18 protein-coding genes are annotated in these 24,726 nt (G+C 65.6%); 10 read left to right on the forward strand and 8 right to left on the reverse strand.

The window, feature by feature from the left end:
• Window positions 1–6 precede the first annotated feature (6 nt).
• On the forward strand, window positions 7–954 hold the full coding sequence (locus ACUXH0_RS07465; RefSeq protein WP_012436726.1) for an alpha/beta hydrolase: 948 nt from the start codon (window positions 7–9) through the stop codon (window positions 952–954).
• A 14-nt stretch (window positions 955–968) separates the two neighbouring features.
• Here the strand turns inward: ACUXH0_RS07465 and ACUXH0_RS07470 are convergent, their stop codons facing one another.
• The 3 genes from ACUXH0_RS07470 to gstA all read right to left on the reverse strand — a co-directional run bounded on the left by ACUXH0_RS07470 (window position 969) and on the right by gstA (window position 3,229).
• Complete coding sequence (locus ACUXH0_RS07470) at window positions 969–1,172, reverse strand: DUF3562 domain-containing protein (protein WP_004628649.1); 204 nt, start codon at window positions 1,170–1,172, stop codon at window positions 969–971.
• Window positions 1,173–1,344: 172 nt separating this feature from the next.
• Window positions 1,345–2,406 carry a phosphate ABC transporter substrate-binding protein PstS gene (gene pstS, locus ACUXH0_RS07475; protein WP_004628651.1) on the reverse strand — a complete coding sequence of 354 codons (1,062 nt, stop codon included), beginning with the start codon at window positions 2,404–2,406 and terminating at the stop codon, window positions 1,345–1,347.
• Between the two features lie 193 nt (window positions 2,407–2,599).
• Window positions 2,600–3,229 (reverse strand): glutathione transferase GstA, encoded by a 630-nt coding sequence (gstA, locus tag ACUXH0_RS07480; RefSeq protein ID WP_012436725.1) that lies wholly within the window; start codon window positions 3,227–3,229, stop codon window positions 2,600–2,602.
• 100 nt (window positions 3,230–3,329) lie between these two features.
• On the opposite strand from gstA, the gene ACUXH0_RS07485 reads away from it, so the two are divergent.
• Window positions 3,330–4,211, forward strand: coding sequence for a LysR family transcriptional regulator (locus ACUXH0_RS07485; RefSeq protein ID WP_182593852.1), 882 nt, complete (start codon window positions 3,330–3,332; stop codon window positions 4,209–4,211).
• Window position 4,212: 1 nt separating this feature from the next.
• Here the strand turns inward: ACUXH0_RS07485 and ACUXH0_RS07490 are convergent, their stop codons facing one another.
• On the reverse strand, window positions 4,213–5,142 hold the full coding sequence (locus ACUXH0_RS07490; protein ID WP_012436723.1) for a sterol desaturase family protein: 930 nt from the start codon (window positions 5,140–5,142) through the stop codon (window positions 4,213–4,215).
• Window positions 5,143–5,527: 385 nt separating this feature from the next.
• Here ACUXH0_RS07490 and ACUXH0_RS07495 point away from each other — a divergent pair, with 385 nt between their 5' ends.
• Window positions 5,528–7,330 (forward strand): methyl-accepting chemotaxis protein, encoded by a 1,803-nt coding sequence (locus tag ACUXH0_RS07495; RefSeq protein WP_012436722.1) that lies wholly within the window; start codon window positions 5,528–5,530, stop codon window positions 7,328–7,330.
• Window positions 7,331–7,337: 7 nt separating this feature from the next.
• Here the strand turns inward: ACUXH0_RS07495 and ACUXH0_RS07500 are convergent, their stop codons facing one another.
• On the reverse strand, window positions 7,338–7,685 hold the full coding sequence (locus ACUXH0_RS07500) for a GFA family protein (RefSeq protein ID WP_012436721.1): 348 nt from the start codon (window positions 7,683–7,685) through the stop codon (window positions 7,338–7,340).
• A gap of 214 nt (window positions 7,686–7,899) precedes the next feature.
• On the opposite strand from ACUXH0_RS07500, the gene ACUXH0_RS07505 reads away from it, so the two are divergent.
• The 7 genes from ACUXH0_RS07505 to ACUXH0_RS07535 all read left to right on the forward strand — a co-directional run bounded on the left by ACUXH0_RS07505 (window position 7,900) and on the right by ACUXH0_RS07535 (window position 20,521).
• Window positions 7,900–8,385 (forward strand): cupin domain-containing protein, encoded by a 486-nt coding sequence (locus tag ACUXH0_RS07505; RefSeq protein ID WP_012436720.1) that lies wholly within the window; start codon window positions 7,900–7,902, stop codon window positions 8,383–8,385.
• A 94-nt stretch (window positions 8,386–8,479) separates the two neighbouring features.
• Window positions 8,480–9,583, forward strand: coding sequence for a uroporphyrinogen decarboxylase (gene hemE, locus ACUXH0_RS07510; protein WP_182593853.1), 1,104 nt, complete (start codon window positions 8,480–8,482; stop codon window positions 9,581–9,583).
• Window positions 9,584–10,164: 581 nt separating this feature from the next.
• On the forward strand, window positions 10,165–12,462 hold the full coding sequence (locus ACUXH0_RS07515; protein WP_012436718.1) for a primosomal protein N': 2,298 nt from the start codon (window positions 10,165–10,167) through the stop codon (window positions 12,460–12,462).
• A gap of 250 nt (window positions 12,463–12,712) precedes the next feature.
• Complete coding sequence (gene putA, locus ACUXH0_RS07520; RefSeq protein ID WP_012436717.1) at window positions 12,713–16,684, forward strand: trifunctional transcriptional regulator/proline dehydrogenase/L-glutamate gamma-semialdehyde dehydrogenase; 3,972 nt, start codon at window positions 12,713–12,715, stop codon at window positions 16,682–16,684.
• Window positions 16,685–16,814: 130 nt separating this feature from the next.
• Window positions 16,815–17,960 carry a branched-chain amino acid ABC transporter substrate-binding protein gene (locus tag ACUXH0_RS07525; protein WP_004628665.1) on the forward strand — a complete coding sequence of 382 codons (1,146 nt, stop codon included), beginning with the start codon at window positions 16,815–16,817 and terminating at the stop codon, window positions 17,958–17,960.
• A gap of 198 nt (window positions 17,961–18,158) precedes the next feature.
• Entirely contained in the window at window positions 18,159–19,382 is a 1,224-nt protein-coding gene (locus tag ACUXH0_RS07530) for a cation:proton antiporter (RefSeq protein WP_012436716.1), read from the forward strand.
• Between the two features lie 5 nt (window positions 19,383–19,387).
• Window positions 19,388–20,521: a YbdK family carboxylate-amine ligase gene (locus ACUXH0_RS07535; protein WP_004628670.1), complete on the forward strand. Its 1,134-nt coding sequence runs from the start codon at window positions 19,388–19,390 to the stop codon at window positions 20,519–20,521.
• 15 nt (window positions 20,522–20,536) lie between these two features.
• On the opposite strand, the gene ACUXH0_RS07540 is transcribed toward ACUXH0_RS07535, so the two are convergent.
• The 3 genes from ACUXH0_RS07540 to ACUXH0_RS07550 form a co-directional block, all read right to left on the reverse strand.
• The gene (locus ACUXH0_RS07540) at window positions 20,537–21,052 is read right to left on the reverse strand and encodes a GNAT family N-acetyltransferase (RefSeq protein ID WP_182593854.1); all 516 of its coding nucleotides are present in this window, start codon (window positions 21,050–21,052) and stop codon (window positions 20,537–20,539) included.
• Between the two features lie 14 nt (window positions 21,053–21,066).
• The gene (locus tag ACUXH0_RS07545; protein WP_012436714.1) at window positions 21,067–23,121 is read right to left on the reverse strand and encodes an OPT family oligopeptide transporter; all 2,055 of its coding nucleotides are present in this window, start codon (window positions 23,119–23,121) and stop codon (window positions 21,067–21,069) included.
• Window positions 23,122–23,293: 172 nt separating this feature from the next.
• Complete coding sequence (locus ACUXH0_RS07550; protein ID WP_012436713.1) at window positions 23,294–24,670, reverse strand: L-serine ammonia-lyase; 1,377 nt, start codon at window positions 24,668–24,670, stop codon at window positions 23,294–23,296.
• Window positions 24,671–24,726 lie beyond the last annotated feature (56 nt).

Raw genomic sequence — 24,726 nt, forward strand, 5'->3', positions numbered from 1 at the left:
TACGTCATGGCCGTCGATCCGCAAATCCTGCAGTTCTACCAACGCCTTGCCGAACAGTTCGGCGCCCTGCCACTGCCCGAGGACGCAGCCGCGCAGCGCGCGCGCTTCGAGGCGATTGCTGCGGTATCCGCCCGACCCGATCCCGACGGCGTTGAAGTTTCTGACTTGAGCGTGCCGCTTGCGGGCCGCACGCTCGACGCCATCGTCTTTCGTCCGAAAGGCGTGGCAACGCCGCGTTTGCTGGTGTGGTTTCACGGTGGCGGATGGGTGGTTGGCGCGCCGCGCACAACGCATCGCATGCTGGCCGCATTGATGGCGCAAGACACCGGCTGCGCCGTGATGAGCGTCGACTACCGCCTCGCGCCGGAGCATCCATTTCCCGTGCCGGCCGATGATGCCCGCGACGCGCTCGCGTACCTGGCCGAGCAGCGCGTGCACCTCGGCTTCGATCCGGACTTCCTGGCTGTGGGTGGCGACAGCGCCGGCGGCCATCTTGCGGTGCAGGCCGCGCAGGGTGCGCGCCCTGGCCTCGTCAATGCGCAGTTCCTGCTGTACCCCGTCACCACGCCGGCTTTTGGCAGCGAGAGCTACAACGCGTTTGCGCAAGGCCCCGGCCTCACGCGCGATGAAATGCGCTGGTACTGGGAGAAATACATCGGTGCAGACGCCCTCGCCAAGCCCCTCGCCGAGCAAGACCCCCGCATCTTCCTGATGGCGCGCACGCCGGCAACTACGCCGCCCGATACCGTCGTCATCGTGGCGGCGCACGACGTGCTGCGCGACGATGGCCTGCAATACGCCGACTACCTCGTGCAGCACGGCGCGCAGGTCATCACCATCGAAGCCTCGGGCATGACGCACGCCTTTGCGCGCATCCAGTTCGAGGCCGAGCGTGCACGTGAATGGATGCGCCGCGCGGCGCACGCATTCGTCGGGATGATCAGCGGGGAATAAGTGAGGGGCAGGGCCTAACGCGTCGGCGTGCGGCGCTGGCGGAACGCGGCACGCACGCGGCGTGTGACAAACAGCGAGAGATAGTCCTGCACGCTGGCATCTGCCGCCAACGCGCGCATCGTCTGCATGTACTGCTCGCGGACGAGATCGGCCGGTGCGCCGGTGTCCTGTGCGATCTGCTGGATCTGCTCGTCCTGGTCTGCGATGGGGGTGCCCATGTGTCCTTCCCGTCGTTGCTTTGGCAGTGACGCGCGGGGCTGACTTGCGCGGCGAGTGATCACTATAGGAAACGCGCCGGAACAATCCAGCCTTGTTGCAAAGCTTTCAGCGGGCAGCCTGTGCGGCATCAAACCGGTGCTGTTGCCGGTGCAAACACTGCACCGGCAAGGATCATTTCCCCCAGTTCGCGGGCATGCTCTGCAGACCGATGGCAGCGCCCGATACGTCCGTCACGCGGGCCAGTTCACGATACGCAATGGCCTGCACGCGTTCGGGCAGCGGCACGAACTTCGCACGCGCGGCCAGTTCGTCGCCGTGGAAGTAACCCCACGTCAGGAACTTCAGCGCGGCCAGCGTGCGCGCGCCCGATGCGCTGACCACCGGCACGACGATGAAGGTGCCCATAGTGATCGGCCACGTTTCCGCGCCCGGCAGATTGACCAGCGGCGCGGTGAAATCGCCCTTGCGGTTCCATGCGCTTTGCGTGACGGCTTCGCGGAAACCGCTCACCTGCGCGCTGACGAAGCGGCCCGCGACGTTGCGCAGTTGCACGCCGCTCAGGTCGTTGTCGAGGATGTAGTTGTAATCGACATAACCGATGGCGCCGGACGTGGCCTGCACGGCTTTGACCACATCGCCGCTGCCCTTGGCCGCTGTGAAGCCTGCGGGCCAGTTGATGGTCGACTTCGTGCCGTACGTGCTTTTCCATTCGGCGCTGACGGCGCTCAGGTAATCGGTGAAGTGGTACGTCGTGCCCGAACCATCGGCGCGCACGACCGGATGGATCTTCAGCTTGGGTAGCGTCACACCCGGGTTCAGCGCGCGCAACTCCGGCGCATCCCAGCTCTCGACCTTGCCAAGGAAGATCTGCGCCAGCAGTTCGCCCGTCAATTTGAGCTGACCGCGCGGTACCCCTGGCACGTTCACAAACGGCACCGCACCCGTCACCACCGACGGCACGCAGACGAGGCCCGCCTTGGCAGCCTCCGCGCTGGAGAGCGGCACGTCGGACGCACCAAAATCCACGGCGCCTGCGCGAATGCGCTTCAGGCCTTCTCCCGAGCCCACCGCGTCATAGCTGAGCGTAACGCCGGATGACGCGGCATACCCCGCCGCCCAGACGCGATAGACCGGTGCAGCGGCGGTCGAACCTGCCCCGCGCACCTCCGCGCGAGCGAGAACCGGCAAGCCCGCAGCCGCAACGGCCAGGGCGAGAACAACGTGCTTGAACATGAGAAGACCTGCGGGGCTGCAGAAGACGCAAAGCATGCGATTGTAGCGACGCGCATGTGACAGCACGGCGTGTAGCCCTGATAGAGCCCATCTACAACATGGGGATCTGTTGTAAGACGTTCCGCAAACGTTGGGCGGAGTAGGGGGTGGGATCGGCGGTTTTGTTTAGGACCCGCCGCTCCCCGGCTACCGATCAGGCGACGGTGCTGGCCGCGTCGGCCTTGATCAAGCCCTCGGCTTTCAACGCTGCCACCACCTGCGGCCGCGCACCCACCCGTGCCATATACGCCTGCACATGCGGATACGCGCCCATCGGCAGCGCCAGGAAGTTCGTCCAGTTCAGCACCGCAAACGCATAGGCGTCGGCCACGCTGTAGGTGTCGGCCAGGTAAGGCTGTTTGGCGAGGCGGGCGTCGAGTTCGGCAAAGCGCTTGGCGAGCTTGTCCTTGGCGCCCTGGCGCGTGGCCTCGGGTGTGTCCTTGTACCAGAGCGGGCCGAAGCCTTTGTGCAGCTCGGTGCTGACAAAGGTGAGCCATTCGATCACGGCCAGGCGGTGCGCGCTGCCGGGCTTGCCGATCAGCGCCTGTGTCGGGTCGAGGTCGGCCACGTACTGCAGCAGCGCGGCAGCTTCGGTGTGGCGCGAGCCGTCGGCCAGCTCCAGCAGCGGCACGTAACCGCGCGGCGAGATCGTGTAGAAATCCGTGCCATCAGCGGTGAGGTGCTTGGCCAGGTCGACGGCGGTCAGGTCAAACTGCGCACCCACTTCGCGCAGGGCGATATGGACGGCCAGCGAGCAGGCGCCGGCGGAGTAATAGAGCTTCATGGTCTGGGTCTCGTGAACAGGTTGGGAAAGCCGCCAACGGCGGCGGTGACGACACTGTAGGATTGCGTCAGTGCCAATGAAATAGGCAGAACAGCAAATCATGTTTGCGCAAACGCAATACCGATTGAGCGCGGCAGACCTGGAGATCGTGCTGGCGATGGTGCGCACGGGCACGTTGGCGGCGGCTGGTGAACGGCTTGGGGTGGATGCGTCCACGGTGTTCCGGTCGTTGCAGCGCATCGAGCGCGGGCTGGGCGCCACGCTGTTTGCGCGCTCGCGCACGGGCTATCTGGCGGGCGACCTGGCGCACGCGCTGGCGGAGCAGGCCGAGCAGGTGGAGTCGGCACTGGAGGCCGCGCGATCGGCGGTACATGCCGTGCCGGACCAAGTGTCGGGCACGGTACGCATCACCACCACGGACACGATCCTGGTCGGCCTGGTCGCCCCCGCGTTGAAGGCGCTGCAAGCCCAGCATCCGAACCTCAACTACGACCTGCGTGTGAGCAACGAGCTGGCCAGCCTGACCCGGCGCGATGCCGATATTGCCGTGCGGGCCACGCGCCGTCCGCCGCAGCATCTGGTGGGCAAACACATCGGGCCGATTCGCGTGGGGTTATACGCGGGGCGCGCAAGCGGCATCACCTACGCCGATGTCGAAGCTGGCCGCACGCCGTGGCTCGCCATTGACGATGCAATTCCGGATCACCCGTCAGTCAGTTGGCGCAAACGGCATTTCCCCAAGGTCATGCCCACGTACTTCGTCAACAGCTTGCAGATCGCGGCCGAGATGGTCGGCATGGGCATGGGCGTCGGGATCCTGCCCGTGGTGATGGCGCAGACGCGCAGCGATCTGGTGGCGCTGCGGGATCTGCAAGACGCCAATCAATCGGAGCTATGGCTGCTGACGCATCCGGAGTCGCGCCACCTGCGGCGGATCGCGGTGGTGTATGGCCACTTGGCGCAGACGCTGCGTCTGCCGTAGTTCAGTTCGCAGCAACGGCCGGGGCGACGACGGGCTCGTCGGGAATGAGCGCGGCGCGGCGACGCAGATCCTCCGTTGTCTCGCCACGGCCATCGGGCCGCCAGCCCGGCGGGCGGAACAGGTAGCCAAAAACCTCGCCGGCCGAGCGGGCGGTCTTCAGGTCTTGCCACAGCGCCCGCCAGTGCGCGAATTCGATCACCAGCAGGTTGTACGTGCGCATCGGGTGCACGAGGCCGTAGCGGCACGGCACGTCTTTGCGTTCGGGGATGTAGGTGCCGAACAGCCGGTCGAACACGATCAGCACGCCGCCGTAGTTGCCATCCAGATATTCGAGGTTGGACGCGTGGTGCACGCGGTGTGCCGAGGGCGTGTTCAGCACCCATTCCAGGGGCCCCAGGCGGGGAATCCACGTGGCGTGGATCCAGAACTGGTACAGCAGGTTGAGCGACAGCAGCATCAGCACGATGCGCGGCGGCATGCCCAGCAGCGGCGCCAGCGCAAAGAAGGCGAGCGTGCCGGTCAACCGGCCCGTCCAGCCGAAGCGGTAGGCAGCCGAGAGGTTCAGGTCATTCGGCGAGTGGTGGATGGCATGCGTGCACCAGAACCAGCGCACGCGGTGCGCGGCGCGGTGGTACCAGTAGTAGCAGAACTCCTGGCCGAGAAAGCACGCGGCCCAGCCCGTCCAGTGGTCCATCGGCAGCGTCCAGAGACGATGCTGGTAGACCCATTCGAGGCCCTGCGTCCAGAACGCCAGAGGCAGCAGCCAGCGTAGTGGGTACTCGCGTACCAGGAAATCGACCACCGACACGCCGGCGGCCTTCCAGTCGTAGCTGGCCCACCCGTTTCTCAGCGACAGCACGATCGCCTCGGCCAGCGACGACACCAGCACGAGCACGACGGCGATCTTCAGGATGGTGAACAGCACGGCCATGACGCTGGGCTCCGGGCTCCGTTGGGAATGCCAGCGACGGTACTGCAAACGGTGCGGGGGCGGCAATCGGGGCCGACGCCGGGGTGTCTTACAACGTGTTCAACGCGCCCAGGTGTTGTTGCGGTTCCCCGGTGGCGGGGTCGATTTGAAGGGCGTCGTGCATGGGCTTGTGTTTCAACCGGGTGAATTGCCTGGGCAATCATGCGAGGCGTTGCCTTTTGTCGCAGCCATCCTTTTGTGGGAACGGGTTTTGCCGCCTCAAGTTCGCCTGTGCGGTGCCGTAGCAGCTTGAGTGGCCCCGACAGTCAGCAGTCGGTTCTGGAGGGCGCTGCGGCCAATACCGTACGCAGTCAGATTCATGGAAAACGTTTCGCCTAGAAGAATCATGATCTCCTCCCTCCGCACCCGCATTCTCTTCATCTCATCGGCCACCGTGGTTGGTGCCCTGGCGCTGTCTGGGGCCGCAACGTATTCCATCGTGCGTTCCAACACGATGGAATCGATCGACCAGAACCTGGCCGCCGTTGCCAGCGGCAACACGCTCGCCATCGACAAGTGGGTCGGGGCAAAGGCACAGGCCGTGAAGGCCACCGCCGGCGTGATCGAGCACGGTGACCCGCAAGGCTTCGGCAAGCACATGGGCGATGCCAACGGCTTCCCGATCATCACGATCGGCTGGACCGACAAGAGCTTCATCTCCACCAGCGCCACCACGCCCAAGGACTACGATCCGACCGGCCGCCCCTGGTACAAGCAGGCAATCGCTGCGGGCCAACTGCTCGTCACCAAGCCCTACGGCGACGTGTCGACCGGCGTGCCGTACGTGTCGTTTGCTGCGCCGCTCGTCAAGAATGGCGAAACCACCGGTGCGTTGTCCGGGGCTGTGCCGCTCGACGGCGTGCGCGAGGTGGTCGCGGCGGTACACCCGACACCGTCGAGCCTCGCCTTCGTGGTCGCCAAGGATGGCCAGGTGATCGCTCACCCTGACGCAAAGCTGATGCTCAAGCCGGCCACCGACGTTGCGCCGTCGCTCACCGTCGATACGCTCGCCAACCTGGCCAAGGCGACGTCGCCGCTGGAGGTTGAACTGGCCGGCGCGCCGAAACTGCTCAAGGCGCAGGCCGTGCAGGGCACCGACTGGTATCTTGTAATCGCGCTGGACAAGGCCGAAGCCACCGCCGGTTTGCGTAACGTCGTCAAGGCGCTGGCCGTGGCCATGGTGCTGCTGACGCTGGCCGCTGTGGGCATTGCCGCGTTCTTCACGTCGCAATCGTTCCGCCGCCTGTCGCAGGTGCGCGATGCGATGGACACCATCGGCTCCGGCGGCGGCGACCTGACGCACCGCCTGCCCGTGGTCGGCAACGATGAAGTCGCGCAGATCAGCGCGTCGTTCAACACCTTCATCGACAAGATTGGCGAAGTGCTGCTGGAAGTGCGCGCCAGCGTCGACAGCATGAAATCCGCCACCGGCGAGATCGAAGCGGGCAACCGCGATCTCTCCAACCGGACCGAGGTTTCGGCCAGCAACCTGCAGGAAACCTCTGCCGCGTTGACGGAGCTGACGACCAGCGTGAAGAACTCTGCCGATGCGGCCGTGCAGGCCACGCGCCTGGCCAGCGACGCAAGCGATGCCGCCACGCGCGGCGGCGAGGTGGTTTCCAGCGCCGTCAGCACGATGGACGAAATCGCCAAGTCGTCGGCGCGCATTACCGAGATCATCGGCGTGATCGACAGCATTGCGTTCCAGACCAACATCCTCGCGCTGAACGCTGCAGTGGAAGCGGCCCGCGCCGGCGAGAACGGCCGCGGCTTTGCCGTGGTGGCCGGCGAGGTGCGCACGCTGGCACAACGCAGCGCTACGGCCGCGCGCGAAATCAAAGACCTGATCCAGGCATCGGAAGCCAGCGTGAAGACCGGCGCGCAACGCGTGCAGGCCGCCGGCGCAACGATGCAGGAAATCGTGCAGGGCATCGAACGTGTGGCGCGCATCATCGGCGAGATCGACGGCGCGATGCACGAGCAGAGCACTGGCATCAGCCAGATCGATCGCAGCGTCGCCGAGATGGATCAGGCCACGCAGCAGAACGCGGCACTGGTGGAGCAGTCGACGGCTGCATCGTCCATGCTCAACGAACAGGCGCACGGCCTGGCTCGCACGGTTGGGCTGTTCAAGTTGCGCAACGTCTGACGCGCCGCTACATTGACCGCCCGTCAAAGTGGGTGACCGGCACGCTGGTCAGATCGATGTCTTCCAGGCAGCGGACGTTGACGGCAATCATTGGTGTGCCGTCGGGCATCGCGCCCTCTGCATAGGGATGGATGCCGCAGGTCGGGCAGAAGCGGTGCTTGATCACATGCTTGTGGAAGAGATAGGTGCTGGCGTTGTCTTCCGGCGTGAGCAATCGCACCTTGTCGCGGGCCACGAACCACAGCAGCGACCCCTTGCGCTGGCAGATCGAGCAGTTGCATGCCATCGCGTTTTCGGGATGCCCCTCAACTTCGAACGCGACGTTGCCGCAGTGGCAGCTTCCTTTGTGTGTCATGCCGGTCTCCTGTGATGTGCGTTTGTGGCGGGCTTTGCGCCGTCCACTATAGGCGAGCCGGTTTGCGTACGAGGGGCACGTTCTCGGGAATCGCCCTAGGTCAATGGCTCTGTGTGCCGATGCGACAATCGCCGCGAGCGCGCCAAACGAATGAGCCAATCAACGCGCCACGGATCGCCGCGCCTTTGCGGCGACCGCGTCATGAGGAGCCATCATGCATCGCCATCGTCCTGTTACCGTGATCCGGTCGGTTTCTGCCGCCGCCATCTTTGCCGGCTGCGCCGGCGCGTTTGCGCAAGCGTCGCAACCGGCTGCGGCAGCGGCTCCACCCTCGGCACCGCCGCTCTCGGCGCAGATCATCAACATGGGCGGTATGGCCCCGGACGAGGTCGGCCCAGTCATCGCCGAGATGGGTACGCTGCGCACCAAGACGCTGGTGACGGCGGCCAATGGCACGGTGGGCGTCCAGGTCGGCACCGTGGCCAAGCACACGCACACGTACTCCGACGAGATCCAGTATGTAATGTCGGGCACGGCCACCGTCTGGCTCGACAACGCGCCGCGCGAGGTCCGGGCGGGTGATCTGATCGTGATCCCTCGTGGCGTGGTGCACGGAACGCTGACCACCAGCACGGATTTCAAATCGATGGCGATCAAGCTGCCGCCGCAGCGCGCCGGCGATACACACAAGGTGCCGTGATATCTGCGCCCTGATCTTCGGCATGTTGGCCTGGGTCAGGTCGGAATAAAAACACCATCCCTTACAATGGCGCCCTCCTAAAGAGTCCATCGCCATGTCCGCACCGCTCGCCAACGACACCTTCCTGCGCGCCCTGCGCCGCCAGCCCACCGACTACACGCCGCTGTGGCTGATGCGCCAGGCGGGCCGCTATCTGCCCGAGTACAACGCCACGCGCGCACGGGCTGGCAGCTTCCTCGGCCTGGCCAAGTCGCCGGCGTATGCGACCGAGGTGACGCTGCAGCCGCTGGATCGCTATGCGCTGGACGCGGCAATCCTGTTCTCCGACATCCTGACCGTGCCCGACGCCATGGGCCTGGGGCTGTCGTTTGCACAGGGCGAGGGCCCGCGCTTTGCCAAGCCGGTGCGCACGGAAGCCGATGTGGCTGCGCTGTCGGTGCCTGACATGTCGTCTCTGCAATACGTGTTCGACGCCGTGGCGGAAATCCGCCGTGCGCTCCTGCAGGACGGCCGCCAGCGTGTGCCGCTCATCGGCTTCTCGGGCAGCCCGTGGACGCTCGCCTGTTACATGGTCGAAGGCGGCGGCTCGGACGACTTCCGCACCGTCAAGTCGATGCTCTATGCGCGCCCGGACCTGATGCACCGCATCCTGGAGATCAACGCGCAAGCCGTGATCGACTATCTCAACGCGCAGATCGATGCCGGTGCCCAAGCTGTGCAGGTGTTTGATACCTGGGGCGGTGCCTTGGCCGATGGCATCTATCAGCAGTTCTCGCTGGCCTACATGGCGCGCGTGGTGGAAGGCATCCGCGCCGGGGCAGACGGCCAGCGCGTGCCGGTCATCCTCTTCACCAAGGGCGGTGGCCTGTGGCTCGAAGCCATGGCCGAGACCGGTGCCGACGCGCTGGGTGTGGACTGGACCGTCAACCTGCAGCTTGCGCGCCAGCGAACGGCAGGGCGCGTTGCCCTGCAGGGCAACCTGGACCCGACGGTGCTGTTTGCTGAACCCGACGCGATTCGTGCCCAAGTGCGTCGCGTGCTGGAAGACTACGCAGCCGGCGGCGGCAGCGACGGCCACATCTTCAACCTCGGCCACGGCATCTCGCAGTTCACACCGCCCGAAGCGGTGTCGGTGCTGGTGGACGAGGTGCACAGCTTCAGCCGCGCGCTGCGCACGAAAGCGAGGTCACACGGTTGAGATCAATGCTGCGGTGCGATAGCGTTTGAATCGTGCCGCAGTCGTGCGTGAAGCCAGGGGCACGAGTTGAATCTTCGCCGCTTTGGTGCATTAGGGGTGAGTGACTACTTGCGTGCCGGTGGCCCCATCTGGCCCGAAAGAGGTGTCAAGCGATTTATTTCGTGCTTTCTGGTGCGTAACCCGGCTGTCAAGACTTGACTTATGCACAAAGCTGTCGCGGCTGGTTCTTTCCGCGGCGCAACAGGGAAGGCTGTGTGCACCCAACGCATAAGTGTTTGATTTTTCTGAAAGAAAGGCGCGTGCGCGTAAATCGTGCAAGCTAGAAAAACGGTGAGTCCATTGGCCTTTGCAGAGACTGCAGGCGACTTTTCAACAAAGTTATCCACAGGCTATGTGGATAGCCCGGAAAACGGTCGCCGATCATGGCGCCAAGCCACAAACCTCAAGTAATACTTGAACATCGAACCGGCCACGGCAATGGCTGTAAAGGCAAGGTGAGATGGGCAAGACGCATTTTCCAGGTGCAGGATCCGCCGCTGCATCGCAACATTCCCTTTGCAATTCAACCGTTTGCGCCTTGCATGACCACGTCCCAAGTCGACGCCGCGTTTTCTGATGCCAAGGTGTCGGCCTCCATTGCTCGCGTGGTGATTGATACGCCGCTCGATGCGGTGTTCGATTACCGGTGTGGGCAGCCCGTGCTGCCGGGGCAATTGGTTGTGGTGCCGTTTGGCAACCGGCGTGTGGCGGGGTTAGTCGTCGAAACCGCCGCGACCACCGATGTGCCGCAAGAAAAGCTGCGCGATGTCGAGCGGGTGCTCGACTGGGTGCCGCCGCTCGACGCCGAATGGCGGGCCCTGGCCGAATTTGCTGCCGGCTACTACCACCGCGCGCTCGGCGAAGTGACGTTACCGGCGCTCCCGCCGCTGTGGCGAACCCCGGGCAGTTGGGACAGTCTCGCCCGGCAGGCCACCGAAACCGTCTACGTGATGTTTGAACCGGCCCGGGCAGCGTTGCTGGACAGCATTCCGAAACGTGCGTCTGGCGCCATGCGATTGGCCGAAGCGCTGACCGGCGATGGCGAGCTGTCCACCAGCGCTGCTGTTGAACTGCACGGGCAAGCCGTCGCCAAGCTGCGGGATTGGACGTCCGTCGGCTGGCTGCGCGCAGAACTGCGGCCGAAGGCGCTGTTGCCGCAACCGCTCGAACTGCCACTGCCTTCCATCGCGCCCGCACTGAACGACGAACAGACCGCCGCCGTGGCAGCCATTGCCCAGGCGGGGGCGGCCGGCAACTTCAGCCCGTTCCTGTTGTACGGCGTCACCGGCAGTGGCAAGACCGAGGTTTACCTGCACGCCATCGCCGACGCCTTGGCGCGCGAGCCCGCCGCACAGGTCCTGATGCTGGTGCCCGAGATCAACCTGACGCCACAACTGGAGGCGCGCATTGCGGCGCGTTTTCCCAGTGTGCCCATGGCGGCGCTGCACAGTGGTCTGGCCGAACAGCCGCGTGCGCTGAACTGGCTGGCCGCCCATCGCGGTGAGGCGCGCATCGTGCTCGGCACGCGGCTGGCGATGCTGGCGTCGCTGCCCAAGCTCGCGCTCATCCTCGTCGACGAGGAACACGACACTTCGTACAAGCAGCAGGAGGGGCTGCGCTATTCCGCACGCGACCTGGCGCTATGGCGCGCCAAGCAGCGCAACATCCCCGTCGTGTTGGGCTCGGCCACGCCGTCGCTGGAGACCTGGTGGCGCGCGGAGCAGACGCCCACCACGCGCCTGACGCTCTCGCGGCGCGCGCAGGCCGAAGCAGTGCTGCCGCGCGTGTCGCTGATCGACCTGAATCTGGAGCGCCGCGCCGGGCGCCAGATTCGCGATGGGCTGTCCAAGCCACTTGTCGATGCGATTGCCGATCGTCTGGCGCGCGGCGAACAGAGCTTGCTGTTCCTCAACCGCCGCGGCTACGCGCCCGTGCTCTCGTGCGACGCGTGCGGCTGGCTGTCGGGCTGTCCGCGCTGCTCGGCGTACCTGGTGCTGCACAAGCCCGAGCGGCGCCTGCGCTGTCACCACTGCGGGTACGAATCGCGCATTCCGCATCACTGCCCAGACTGCGGCAACGTCGACATCGCGCCGCTCGGGCGCGGCACCCAGCGCATCGAAGAGACGCTCGGCGAGCTGTTTCCGCAGGCCCGCGTCGCCCGCATCGACGCCGATTCCACGCGCCGCAAGGGCAGCGCCGAAGCGCTGTTCGACACCGTGCACGAAGGCAGCGTCGACATCCTGATCGGCACGCAGATGGTCGCCAAGGGGCATGACTTCCAGCGCGTGACGCTGGTGGGCGTGGTCGCGCCCGACCCCTCGCTGTTCTCGCACGACTTTCGCGCAGGCGAGCATCTCTTTGCATCGCTGATGCAGGTGGCGGGGCGCGCGGGCCGGGCGGGGTTGGCGGGCGAGGTGCTGATTCAGACGCGGTATCCAGATGCTCCGGCGCTGCAGGCGCTGGTTCGGCACGACTACGATGGGTTTGCGCGCCAATTGCTGCGGGAGCGCAAGCAGGCCGGGCTACCGCCGTTTGCCTATCAGGCGCTGCTCACTGCCGAGCACAAGGAAGTCGCGCGGGCGCTTGAATTCTTGAGTGCTGCGCGCTCGGCAGGTGAAGCCTTGGCTGCTGAATTGGGTGCGCCAGTGTTCTTGCATGACCCGGTGCCGATGACAATGGTGCGGCTGGCCAACCGCGAGCGGGCGCAGTTGCTGGTGGAGTCGGGTTCTCGGGCGGCTTTGCAGAAGCTTTTGACTGCCTGGACTGAGGGGTTTGCGGGGATCGGCAAGACGGTGAAGGGGGTGCGGTGGCAGTTGGAGATTGATCCTTTGCGGATTTGAGCGCTGGTGGTCTGCCCCCCTTTCGGTCCCGGCAGGGGATGAAACAAGGGATGCACCAAGAACAAAAACCCCCGTCCCCCAACCCGTAAAGCCATCCCAAGGCTCGGCCCACCATGTGCGGTTGCACCCTCATCTACCCATTTCGAACCAAGGGGTTTCACTAGGTTGCACCTTCAAGATCGCCAGGCGTATGATCCGCCCAATTTGCCGGCCACAAGCTAGGCAATGGCAGCTCTGGATAGGAACCCACATGGCTACAACCACCCTCGGGGTCAAGCTGGACGATGCTTCGCGTGAACGCCTCAAGCGCGTTGCGCAGTCCATTGACCGCACGCCGCACTGGCTGATCAAGCAGGCGATCTTCACGTATCTGGACCAAGTGGAGCGGGGGCAGCTGCCAAATGACGCAAACGGCACGGCGGCGGATGGCCTCCCGTCCGCCGCCGCCGCCGTCTCCGACGTGCATGACGGCGATGACGCCGCGGTGCAACCGTTCCTCGAATTTGCGCAAAGCGTGCAACCGCAGTCGGTTCTGCGCGCGGCCATCACCGCAGCCTACCGCCGCCCTGAAACCGAAGCCATTCCGATGCTGCTCGAGCAGGCCCGCCTGCCGGGCGCGCTCGCCTCGGAAGCCAAGCAGCTCGCGCGGGATCTGGCCGGCAAGCTGCGTACGCAAAAGGTCGGCACCGGCCGTGAAGGGCTGGTGCAGGGCCTCATTCAAGAATTCTCCCTGTCGAGCCAGGAAGGCGTGGCGCTGATGTGCCTGGCCGAAGCGCTGCTGCGCATTCCGGACAAGGCCACGCGCGACGCGCTCATCCGCGACAAGATCAGCAACGGCAACTGGTATTCGCATGTCGGCCAGAGCCCGTCGCTGTTCGTGAATGCCGCCACCTGGGGTCTGCTGCTCACGGGCAAGCTGGTGGCCACGCACAACGAAGCAGGGCTGTCGAAGGCGCTCACGCGCATCATCGGCAAGAGCGGCGAACCGCTGATCCGCAAGGGTGTGGACATGGCGATGCGCCTGATGGGCGAGCAGTTCGTCACCGGCGAAACCATTTCCGAAGCGCTGGCCAACGCGCGCAAGTTCGAGGCCGAAGGCTTCCGCTACTCCTACGACATGCTCGGCGAGGCCGCGATGACGGAGGAAGACGCGCAGCGCTACCTCGCGTCGTACGAGCAGGCCATCCGCGCGATCGGGCAGGCCTCGGGCGGGCGCGGCATCTACGAAGGGCCGGGCATCTCGATCAAGCTGTCGGCGCTGCACCCGCGCTACAGCCGCGCGCAGTACGACCGCACGATCAACGAGCTGTATCCGCGCGTGAAGGCGCTGGCGATGCTGGCGCGTGAATACGACATCGGCATCAACATCGACGCCGAAGAGGCCGACCGCCTGGAACTGTCGCTCGACCTGCTCGAGCGCCTGTGCTTTGCGCCCGAGCTGGCCGGCTGGAACGGCATCGGCTTCGTGGTGCAGGGCTACCAGAAGCGCTGCCCGTTCGTGCTCGACTACATCATCGATCTGGCTCGTCGCAGCAAGCACCGCCTGATGATCCGCCTCGTAAAGGGCGCGTACTGGGACAGCGAGGTCAAGCGCGCCCAGGTCGACGGCCTGGAGGGCTACCCGGTCTACACGCGCAAGGTCTACACCGACGTGTCGTACCTGGCCTGCGCGCGCAAGCTGCTGGCCGCGCCGGAGGCGATCTTCCCGCAGTTCGCCACGCACAACGCGCACACGCTGGCGGCCATTTACCACATGGCCGGCCAGAACTATTACCCCGGCCAATACGAATTCCAGTGCCTGCACGGCATGGGCGAGCCGCTGTACGAGCAGGTCGTCGGCAACAAGCCGGGCAAGCTGAACCGCCCGTGCCGCATCTACGCGCCGGTCGGTACGCACGAAACGCTGCTGGCCTACCTGGTGCGCCGTCTGCTGGAAAACGGCGCCAACACCTCGTTCGTGAACCGCATTGCGGACGAGTCGATTCCGCTGGACGACCTCGTCGCCGACCCGGTGGCGGTGGTGGAAAAGATGCACGCCGATGAAGGGACGCTCGGCCTGCCGCATCCGAAGATTCCGCTGCCGCGCGCCCTTTACGGTGACGTTCGCGCAAACTCGTCGGGCATCGACCTGGCGAACGAGCAGCGCCTGGCGTCGTTGTCGTCCGCCCTTCTTGCCGGCACCAGCACGGTCTGGACCGCCGAGCCGACGATCGGCGACGCATCGTACGTGGGTGGCGCGCCGCAGCCGGTGCGCAATCCGGCGGACCTGCGCGACATCGTCGGCCATGTGACGGAAGCCACCGAAGCCGATGTGGATGCCGCGCTGTCGGCCGCCACCGCCGCCGCCCCGATCTGGCAAGCCACGCCGCCGGAAGCGCGCGCTGCGCTGCTCGATCGCGCCGCCGACTTGATGGAAGGCGAGATGCAGCACCTGATGGGCCTGATCATCCGCGAGGCCGGCAAGACGCTGTCCAACGCCATCGCCGAGGTGCGCGAAGCCGTCGACTTCCTGCGCTATTACGCGGCGCAGGTGCGCGGTGGGTTCTCCAACGACACGCACCGTCCGCTGGGCCCGGTGGTCTGCATCAGCCCGTGGAACTTCCCGCTGGCGATCTTCACCGGCCAGGTCAGCGCCGCGCTGGCTGCGGGCAACCCGGTGCTGGCCAAGCCCGCTGAACAGACCCCGCTGATTGCGGCGCAAGCCGTGCGCATCCTGCGCGAAGCCGGCGTGCCGGCCGGTGCCGTGCAACTGCTGCCGGGCCGCGGTGAGACTGTCGGCGCGGCGCTGGTGAAGGACGGGCGCACCAAGGGCGTGATGTTCACCGGCTCGACTGAAGTCGCGCGCATCCTGCAGCGCACGCTTGCCGGCCGCCTGGATGCCAACGGCGCGCCGATTCCGCTGATTGCCGAGACCGGCGGTCAGAACGCGATGATTGTCGATTCGTCGGCGCTGGCTGAGCAGGTGGTGGCCGATGTGCTGTCGTCTGCGTTTGATTCGGCAGGCCAGCGTTGTTCGGCGCTGCGCGTGCTGTGCCTGCAGGATGACGTCGCCGACCGCGTGCTCGCGATGCTCAAGGGTGGCATGGCCGAGCTGGCGATGGGCAATCCGGATCGTCTCGCCACCGATGTCGGCCCGGTGATCGACGCCGAAGCGCGCGACAACATCGTCGGCCACATCGAAGCGATGCGCGCCAAGGGCCGCCGTGTGCATCAGGCACCGGTGCCGGCCGCATGCGCGCACGGCACGTTCGTGCCGCCGACGGTGATCGAACTCGACAGCCTGTCGGACCTGACGCGCGAGATCTTCGGCCCCGTGCTGCACGTGGTGCGCTGGAAGCGTACGGCGGACAACGCTGGCCTGACCAAGCTGGTCGAACAGATCAACGGCACGGGCTACGGCCTGACGCTGGGCATCCACACGCGCATCGACGAGACCATCGCACACGTGGTCGACCGCGCGCACGTCGGCAACCTGTATGTGAACCGCAATATCGTCGGCGCCGTGGTGGGCGTGCAGCCGTTCGGCGGCGAAGGGCTGTCGGGTACGGGCCCGAAGGCCGGCGGCCCGCTGTATCTGCTGCGTCTGCTGTCGACCTGCCCGCAGGACGCCATGCGCACCGCAATGCAACTCACCGCTGGTGCCGGTACGGAGGTCGATACCGACGCGCGCCGCGCGCTGCTGGCGCCGTTCGATGCGCTGACGGAATGGGCACGCCAGCAATCGCCGGAACTGGCGGCGCTGTGCGAGCGCCTGGCTGCAGCCTCGGCCACGGGCGCCACCGCCACGCTGCCCGGCCCGACCGGCGAGCGCAACACCTACACGCTGTTGCCGCGCGAAGCCGTGCTGTGCGTGGCGGCCGATCCGGCGGATTGGCTGCGCCAACTGGCGGCCGTGCTGGCTGTCGGCAGCGTGGCCGTTGTGCAGGAAAACCCTGCCATCGAAGCAGTACTTCGGGGCTTGCCGGCGGCAGTACAATCGCGCGTCCGCGTGGTCGGCTCGACCGACGAAGCGGCGTTTGATGCGGTGCTGCATCACGGCGATTCGGACCATCTGCGCGCCATCTGCGAAGGACTGGCACGACGTGCCGGCCCGATCGTGGGGGTGCAAGGCCTGCCGCACGGCGGGGAAGGGCTGGCGCTGGAGCGCCTGCTGATCGAGCGTTCGCTGTCGGTCAATACGGCCGCCGCGGGTGGCAACGCCAGCCTGATGACCATCGGCTGACGGGGAGCACGAGCAGGATTCGCGGTTCCATTCGCACGACGGGTGCGGATGGGATGCGAAGCGGGAGGAGGGCGACGGTGATCCCGTCGCGCTATTGATCCAAATTGCGTTTGAACTAGGAGACGCACAAATGAAATTGAAGCAACTGTGTCTGGCGGCAGCACTGTGCACGCTGGCGGGTGGTGCAATGACGGCGGCATCGGCCCAGGAAGTCATCAAGCTGGGCTTTGCTGCCCCGATGTCGGGTCCGCAAGCGCAATACGGCACGGACATGAAGAACGGCGCGACGCTGGCCGTTGAAGAGTTCAACGCCACCAAGCCGAAGATCGCCGGCAAGGACGTCAAGTTCCAGCTCATGGCGGAAGATGACCAGGCTGACCCGAAGACCGGTACGGCAGTCGCCCAGAAGCTGGTGGACAGCGGCATCAAGGGCATGCTCGGCCACTTCAATTCGGGTACCAGCATCCCGGCGTCGCGCGTGTACAACCAGGCCGGCATCGCGCAGATCGCCATGGCAACCGCGCCGGAATACACCAAGCAAGGCTACAAGACGACGTTCCGCATGATGACTTCCGATACCCAGCAGGGTTCGGTGGTCGGCACGTTCGCCGTCAAGAAGCTGGGCTACAAGAACATCGCCATCGTGGATGACCGCACGGCCTACGGCCAGGGTCTGGCCGACGAGTTCGAGAAGGCTGCCAAGGCTGCCGGCGCCACCATCGTGCGTCGCGAATTCACCAACGACAAGGCCAGCGACTTCAAGGCCATCCTCACGCAGATCAAGAGCAAGAACCCGGACGCCGTGTTCTACGGCGGCGCCGAAGGCCAATCGGCGCCGCTGCTCAAGCAGATGCGCGAGCTGGGCATGAAGTCCACGCTCATGTCGGGCGAAATGTCCAAGACCGACGACTTCATCAAGCTGGCCGGCCCGCAAGCGGCGGAAGGCATGGTGGCATCGCTGGCCGGTCTGCCGCTGGAGCAGATGCCGGGCGGCGCTGGCTACAAGGCCCGCTATGAGAAGCGTTTCGGCACGCCGGTGCAGACGTACTCGCCGTACGCCTACGACGGCGCGATGGCCCTGATGAAGGCGATGGTGGCTGCGGGTTCGTCCGACCCGGCCAAGTACCTGCCGATCCTGGCTGCCACCAACACGCAAGGCGTGACCGCCAAGCACTACGCCTACGACGACAAGGGCGACCTGAAGGACGGCGGCATCACCGTCTACAAGGTCACCGGCGGCAAGTGGACGCCGCTGGAGAGCGTGGGCGGCAAGTAATCCGACCGGCTCTCAGCCATTCGCAGTATGAAAACCGCCCTCCGGGGCGGTTTTTCTTTTCCGGCGGCCAGAGGCGCAGAACATAGAGTTGTCGCCATCTGCATCCAAAATCATCGATCTATTATTAAATATCGTGTAACAAGGGCCTAACGCGTGTCAGTGCTTGGCTGACTTTCCCGAAGGGGTGCTTCGGGTACCATGTCGCCCATGACAGGACTTCACGATCTCTTCCCTTCGTGGCCGCCCGCGCCTGGCGGTCTTTTCTGGATCGGCCTGGCGCTGGTCGGCGCGGCGCTGTGTGGCGAGTTTGCGCGTGCGGCGCTCAAGCTGCCCCGTATCGTCGGCTATGCGGCGGCGGGGCTGGTGGCCGGCGTGCTCGGCCGCCCGCTCATCGACACCGACATGCTCGACCAGACCCACATCCTGATCGAGATGGCGCTGGCGTTGGCGCTGTTCGAGCTGGGGCACCGGCTGTCGTTCGAGTGGCTGCGTGCCAACCGTTGGCTGTTGCTCACCAGTGGCTTCGAGAGCCTGCTGACTTGGGGCCTGGTCACCTGGGTGTTGCAGCTGTTTGGCGTGACGGCGTCGGTGGCGGTGGCCGCAGGCGCCATCGCGGTGGCCACGTCCCCGACGGTGCTCCTGCAACTCAAGAACGAACTGCGCGCCGAAGGCCAGGTGACGGAGCGATTGCTCTCGCTGGGCGCGCTCAACAGCATCTACGCAAGCGTGCTGGTGCCGCTGACCGCCGGCTGGCTGCACAGTGAATACGGCCACTGGGCGGCGGCGCTGATCCACCCGCTCTACCTGCTGGCAGGTTCCGTGCTTCTGGCCTGGGTGGTCGGCAAGGTGGGCCATGCGCTGTATCACCGCATGGCGGGTGACGATCACTATGCATTCCTGGTGCTCGTCGGCCTGGTGCTGTTTGCACTGGCGATGGCCAAGCTGCTCAAGCTGTCGGTACCGCTCACGCTGCTGTTGGCAGGCGTTGTGTTCAAGCATCAGGACGATCACCCGCGCGTGTGGCCGTCGCACTTCGGTAGCGCGGGCAGCATCCTGATCGTGGTGATGATCGTGTCGCTCGGCTTGCCGCTCAAGGCGTCGGACTGGGTGATTGGCGGTGTGGCGGCGGTGGCGTTGGTGCTGTCGCGCTTTATCGCCAAACTGGCGGCCACGACGGCGCTGGGCTCGTTCACGGGCCTGTCGATGCGGCAGAGCATCGCGCTGGGCCTGGCCCTTGGGCCCATGTCCGGACTGTCATGGTTGCTGATGCACGATACGGCGGCTTTGTATCCGCAAACCGGTGGTCCGCTGGCGGCCATCATCCTGTGCACGCTGGCGATCCAGCAGATTGCTGCGCCGATCCTGACCGCGCGTTCGCTGCGCTGGGCAGGTGAGGTGCGACAAGACGAAGGGAGGCACTGAGCCCCATGTCCCTCGAACCATTCTCGAAATCCGAAGCCCTGACGTTTGGCGTCGAGCTGGAATTGCAGCTCGTCAATCGTCATGACTACGACCTTGCCTCGGCGTCGCCCGACCTGCTGCGCATGCTCAAGGGCAAGGAATACCCCGGCGACATCAAGCCGGAGATCACCGATTCGATGATCGAAATCTCCACCGGCATCTGCCACAGCCATGACGAGGCACTCTGGCAGTTGCGCGAGATGCGCGACCGCATGGCTGAAGCCGCCACGGCGCTGAACATCGGCATCTGCGGCGGCGGCACCCATCCGTTCCAGCAGTGGAGCCAGCGCCAGATTTCACAATCGCCGCGCTATCAGTACATCTCGGATCTGTACGGTTACCTCGCCAAGCAGTTCACCGTGTTCGGGCAGCACGTGCATATTGGCTGCCCGAATCCGGACGATGCGCTGTACCTGCTGCACGCCATGTCGCGCTACGTGCCGCACTTCATTGCGCTGGCCGCGTCGTCGCCGTTCGTGCAGGGCGTGGATACGGGGTTTGCTTCCGCGCGCATGAACTCGGTCAGCGCCTTCCCGATGTCGGGCCGCGCGCCGTTCGTGCTGACGTGGGACGCCTTCATCGCGTACTTCGATAAGATGCACGCCACCGGCGTCATCGAAAGCATGAAAGACTTCTATTGGGACATCCGCCCCAAGCCTGAATTCGGCACGATCGAAGTCCGCGTGATGGACACCCCGCTGACCGTTGAACGCGCCGCCGCCATCGCCGCCTATATCCAGGCGCTGGGCCGCTGGCTGCTGCTCGATCGCCCGTTCATGCCCGTGGAAGACGATTACCTCGTCTACACCTTCAACCGCTTCCAGGCATGCCGTTTTGGACTGGCCGGCGAATACGTCGACCCGGCCACGGGCAACCGTGGCGCGCTCGCCGATCACATCCTGGAAACAAGCAAGCTGCTGTCGGCGCATGCCGAGGCGCTGTCGTCCGAAGGCGCGCTCGACATGGTGCGGGAGGTGGTGGAGGCGCGCGACGCCGATGCGGAATGGATCCGCGCGGCGCAACGTGAAACCCGCAACCTGCATGAGACCGTGCGACGCGGTTGCGGGCGCTGGACACAGGCGGCAACGCAGCCCGCCTGACGCATCGAAGAACGGTCAGGCGCTGCGGACCGTTCCCGGCGCTTCCAGCCAGCGCTGCATGAACACGAGGTCGAGCCACTGGCCATGCTTGATGGCGGCCTCGGGCATGCGGCCCACTTCCTTGAAGCCGAGCTTTTCATGCAGGCGGATCGAGCCTGCATTGGCACCGTCGATGGCGCCCACCATCAGGTGTTTGCCCAGGGCAGCGGCACGTTCGCAGAGCGCTTCGACCAGCAGGCTGCCCAGCCCCTTGCCGCGCCAGTCGCGGTGAATGTGCACCGAGTGCTCGACGGTGGTGCGAAAGCCCGGGTAGGGCCGGAAATCCCCAAACGATGCAACGCCTGCCACCTGCCCGTCATCGTCGGCCACCAGCACCGGATACCCCTGCGTGGCACGCAAGGCCAGCCACGCGGTGCGGTCTTCCAGCGTGACGGGTGTTTCGGTGTAGATCGCATTGGAGGTGGCGATCACGTCGTTGTAGATGGCGAGGATGGCCGGCAGGTCGGCCTGCGTTGCGTCGCGGAGCAGCATGTTGCGGGATGGGTTCAGTGAGTCGGACGCACCGCGAGAACGCGGCGCGCGAAGGCCCAGCATACCAAGGCGAACACGATCAGCCCAAGCCATTGCGCCGTGCCTTCAAACGACGCGCCCACGATCGCCAGCGGCGCATCCTTGCCCGTGGCGCCGATCACTGCCGCCATCAGCACACCCACCAGGCTTTCACCCACGATCAGGCCCGACGCCAGCAGCACGCCGTGGCGGTTCGGCACCTCGGCATAGCGCGCATATGGCACGCCGGCGGCCTGTGCACGCCTGGCAAGAATTTTCTCGATGACCCACGCCAGCACCGCGCCGGCCACCAGCACCGTGCTGATCGTCGGCGGCAGGTAGATGCCAATACCGACTGCCAGCACGGGCAGCCGGGCGACACCGCCACGCTGCTTGAGCGCCCAGTCCACAGCGATCAGCAACACGCCGATGACGACGCCTGCAATCACCATGTTCCATTCCAACTGATGCGTGAAGATGCCGGTGGCGATGGCCGTCATGAGCGTGGCCTGCGGTGCGGACAGCGCCTGCGCGGCGTCCATGCCGGCACGCGGCAACGCGCCCGGGAAGCCATACGCGTTGTACAGCAGCTCCAGCACCGGCGAGATGACTGCCGCGCCCGCCACGCAGCCGATCAGCAGCGCCACCTGCTGGCGCCACGGCGTAGCCCCGACCAGCCAGCCGGTCTTCAGATCCTGCAGGTTGTCGTTGGAGATGGTCGCCACGGCCACCACGGCCGACGTTGTGAAGATCGCCAGCGCAATGCCCAGCTTGCTCGCTTCGGGCGAACCCACGATGCCGTTGTCCGCGCCGATGGCCAACAGCAGCAGCGACACCAAGGTGATGGCGATGATGCCGATGCCCGAGATCGGGCTCGACGACGAACCGATCAGCCCGGCCATGTAGCCGCACGCCGCCGCCACCAGAAAGCCGAACACCACTGCAAAGATCACCGCGCAGGTGATCAGCGTCCAGCGCGAGCCGACCGACAGCATGGTCGGCGCCAGGAATGCGGCAAAGGTGATCACCAGCACCACGACCATGGCCAGCGTGACCAGCAGAATCCAGCGCGGCGCCATGTCCTGCTCGGTGCGCAGCGCGCCATCAGCCTTCGGGCGCAGGCTGCCAAACGAGCGCTTCACGCCTTGCACCACCGGGCCGATCAGCGTGCCCAGCGTCCACACGGCCGCCACCGCAATCACGCCTGCGCCGATAAAGCGCACCTGCGTGCGCCACACATCCGTGCCGAACGCAGAGAGCGCCTTGCCGGCCGGCATCGGCGTGATGGAGGTCAGATACGGCACGGCGATGCCCCAGGCGATCACCAGGCCCACCAGCATGGCCAGCCCGGCCACCAGGCCAATCAGGTAGCCCGCGCCCAGCAGCGCGGTTGAAAAGCCCAGCGGCAAACGCACCACCGCAGCACCGGCTGCGAACCACCAGCTCGCGCCTTCGCCCAGCAGGCGCAGGCCGCTGGTGGCAAACGCCACGATGGCCGCGACGACGCCGCCCGCGGCCAGATCGCGCATGCCGGTGGCGGCGGGCACCGCATCGCCATCGGCCGCATCTTCACCGTCCGCCGACTGGCCGCTGCCCACGCGCAGGATTTCTGCTGCTGCGACGCCTTCGGGGTAAGGCAGGTCGCTCTGCACCACCATCGCGTGGCGCAGCGGAATCGTGAACACCACGCCCAGCATGCCGCCCGCCATGCAGACTCCAAACGTTTGCCAAAACGGGAAGCCTTGCCAGTGCCCGATCATCACCAGGCCGGGCAGGATGAAGATGATCGAAGACAGCGTCCCGGCCGCAGACGCCTGCGTCTGCACCATGTTGTTCTCGAGGATGTTCGTGCCGCCGAGCATGCGCAGCACCGCCATCGAAATCACCGCTGCGGGAATCGCCGATGAGAACGTCAGGCCGACTTTCAGGCCCAGGTACACGTTTGAAGCGGTAAAGATCACGGTGATGATCGCGCCAAGGATCATGCCGCGCAGCGTCAGCTCTGGCAGGGTCGCTGCCCGAATGTGCTGGGGAGGATGGAGGGATTGCATCCTGCGGGTCTCCAAAGAAGGTTCTTGTGGCGCGGATTATAGGAGTGGACGGGGGCGGGGGCGCGGTGGATTTTTTTGGGGTGTCCTCTAGATTTTTTGTTTTTGGTGCACCCCTTGTTTCATCCCCTGCCGGGAACGAAAGGGAGATGGACCACCAACGCAAAAACCAAAATCAACACTCCACAATATTCACCGCCAACCCACCCCGCGCCGTCTCCTTGTACTTCGTCTTCATATCCGCCCCCGTCTCCCGCATCGTCTTGATCACGGAGTCGAGCGAAACATAATGCGTGCCATCCCCCCGCAACGCCATGCGCGCCGCATTCACCGCCTTCACAGACGCCATCGCATTGCGCTCGATGCACGGAATCTGCACCAGCCCGCCAACCGGGTCGCATGTCAGCCCCAGGTTGTGCTCCATGCCGATCTCCGCTGCGTTCTCGACCTGCGCAGGCGTGCCGCCCAGTACCGCTGCCAGCGCTCCGGCAGCCATCGAACACGCCACGCCGACTTCGCCCTGGCAGCCGACTTCCGCGCCCGAGATCGACGCGTTCATCTTGTAAAGCATGCCGATCGCGCCAGCGGTGAGCAGAAAATCCACGATGCCGTTGTCGTTCGCGCCGGGAACGAAGCGGTCGTAGTAATGCATCACGGCCGGGATGATCCCGGCTGCGCCGTTGGTCGGTGCCGTGACGACGCGCCCGCCCGCGGCGTTCTCTTCGTTAACTGCAATCGCATACAGGTTCACCCAATCGATGACCGACAGCGGATCGGACAGCGTACGTTCGGCCTGCACCGTGAGCGTTGAATACAACTCGGCTGCGCGGCGACGCACGTGGAACGGGCCCGGCAGTTCGCCTTCCGTGCGGCAGCCGCGCGCGACGCACGCCTGCATCACGTGCCAGATGTTGAGCAGGCCGGCGCGCACTTCGGCTTCGCTGCGCCACGTCAGTTCGTTTTCGAGCATCAGCCGGGCGATGGATTTGCCCGTCGATTCGCACATCGCCAGCAGTTCCTTGCCGCTGCGGAACGGGTGCGGCAACTGGTCATGCGCGGCAAGCACCTGCGTGTTCGGTGCGCCGGCCGTGACGACAAAGCCACCGCCCACCGACAGGTAGCGCGCCTCGCGCAGCCGCTCGCCTGCTGCATCGAAGGCGTGGAACTTCATGCCGTTCGGGTGCTCTGCCATCGCCTCGCGGCGATAGAAGGCGATGTGCTCCTTCTCGGTAAAGCGCACCGCATGGCGGCCCAGCAGCGACAGCGATTGCGAGGCGCGCAGCTCCGCCAGCTTGGCATCGATGGAGTCGGGGTCGATGGTGTCCGGCGCCTCGCCCATCAGGCCAAGGATGACGCCGCGGTCCGTGCCGTGGCCCTTGCCGGTGGCGCCGAGCGAACCGTACAGCTCGACGCGGACACTGGCGACTTGCGGCATCAGCCCATCGGCTTCGAGGCCGGAGGCGAACATCAGCGCGGCGCGCATCGGCCCGACGGTGTGCGAGCTGGACGGACCGATGCCGATCTTGAAGAGGTCGAAAACAGAAACAGCCATGGGTAAGGCTCCGGGGGCGTTTTGCAAAAGGGGCGAGTCGGCTTGTGGCCGCCCGC

The sequence above is a fragment of the Ralstonia sp. 110700041-2 genome (assembly GCF_056280165.1).